Source organism: Ruminococcus sp. OM04-4AA (assembly GCF_003462585.1).
Lineage (GTDB): Bacteria > Bacillota > Clostridia > Lachnospirales > Lachnospiraceae > Mediterraneibacter > Mediterraneibacter faecis.
This window is the reverse complement of sequence record NZ_QTZH01000134.1, coordinates 1-1,821: the sequence shown is the minus strand read 5'-3', so window position 1 is coordinate 1,821 and position 1,821 is coordinate 1. Positions and strand designations below refer to the sequence as shown.

Below are 1,821 nucleotides of genomic sequence, written 5' to 3'. Positions count from 1 at the left end.
TGGCTCTGTTCGTGGTGGCACTCTCCCTTATCCTGCTTTCACTTCTGGGGACGGTGGCTCATGCGACGGGGCTTGTGGACGATACCATAAACGCAGAAAATCTTTACTCTAAATATCCGCTGTCGAATTACCAGCTTGATTTTTATGTGGATAATAGCTGGTCGTGGTTGCCGTGGAACTGGCTGGACGGTATCGGAAAATCGGTACAGTACGGGCTTTACTGCATTACCAATTTTGTCTGGACGATAAGCCTTTATTTAAGCAATGCTACGGGCTATGTGGTGCAGGAAGCCTATAAGCTGGACTTCATCAATGATATGGCAGACAGTATCGGAAAAAGCATACAGACCCTTGCAGGCGTAACACAGAACGGTTTTTCCAGCTCTGGCTTTTATGTCGGTTTCCTGCTTCTCATTATCTTAGTGGTGGGACTTTATGTTGCCTATACAGGACTGATAAAACGGGAAACCAGCAAGGCACTTCACGCTGTTATCAACTTTGTGGTGGTGTTCGTGCTGTCCGCTTCGTTTATTGCCTACGCTCCCGACTATATCAAGAAGATAAATGAATTTTCATCAGACATCAGTACCGCTTCTTTGGACTTGGGAACAAAAATCATGCTCCCCAACTCTGACAGCGAGGGCAAGGACAGCGTGGACTTGATACGGGACAGCCTATTTTCTATTCAAGTGGAACAGCCGTGGTTACTCTTACAATTCGGGAACAGCAACGCAGAAGAAATCGGGGCAGACCGTGTGGAAGCTCTGGTATCAGTAAGTCCAGAGGACGAGGACGGAAAGACCAGAGAGGAAGTCGTGAAAACAGAAATCGAGGATAACGACAATAACAATCTGACGATACCGCAGGTGGTAAACCGTTTAGGTATGGTGTTCTTCCTCTTGTTCTTCAACTTAGGTATCACGATATTTGTATTCTTGCTTACGGGCATGATGTTATTTAGCCAGATACTTTTTATTATCTTCGCTATGTTTTTACCTATCAGCTTTTTACTTTCTATGATACCGAGCTATGAAAGCATGGCAAAGCAGGCAATCGTGAGGGTGTTTAATACCATAATGACACGGGCAGGAATAACGCTCATTGTAACGGTGGCGTTCAGTATTTCCAGTATGTTTTACAACATTTCCACGGACTATCCGTTCTTTATGGTGGCGTTCTTGCAGATAGTGTGTTTCGCTGGTATCTATATGAAGCTGGGCGACTTAATGAGTATGTTCTCTTTGAACGCTAATGACAGTCAAAGCATGGGACGCAGGATTTTCCGCAGACCGTATCTGTTTATGCGACATAGGGCTAGGCGTATGGAACACCGTATTGCAAGGGCAGTAAGTGCTGGCGGTATTTCGGGTGGTGTGGCTGGTGCGGTGGCTGGAAGTGCCGTTGCTGGCAAACGAGCGGAAAGAAAAAATACAGCTTCTAAAGAAAATCGGGGCAATACCACTTCCAGCATGGGACAGCGAGCAGGCTCAAAGGTGGGTGCTGTCTTAGATACGAAAAATAAAGTGAAAGACAAGGCAAATGCTGTCAAAGAAAACATCAAGGATATGCCGACACAGACCGCTTATGCGGTATATTCCGCAAAGGAAAAGGCAAAGTCCAGCGTATCAGATTTCAAGCGTGGCATGGTGCAGGAACAGCAGTCCAGACAGACGGGACGATTGGAAAAGCAGGAGCAACGCAGGCAGAATATTGCTGACAAGCGTATGGAGCTTCAAAAGGCACAAGAAGCAAGGCAGGCACAGCGAAAGGCTGACGGATCAGCGACAACGGGAGCTACCCGTCCCCATGAGCGACCAGCCA

1 protein-coding gene is annotated in these 1,821 nt (G+C 47.0%); it reads left to right on the top strand.

All coding sequences use genetic code 11. The annotated features are described in order from the left end of the window. Positions 1 to 1,821: CD3337/EF1877 family mobilome membrane protein (locus DXB52_RS15645; protein WP_118108037.1), on the top strand; the 1,821-nt coding region annotated here is incomplete at both ends.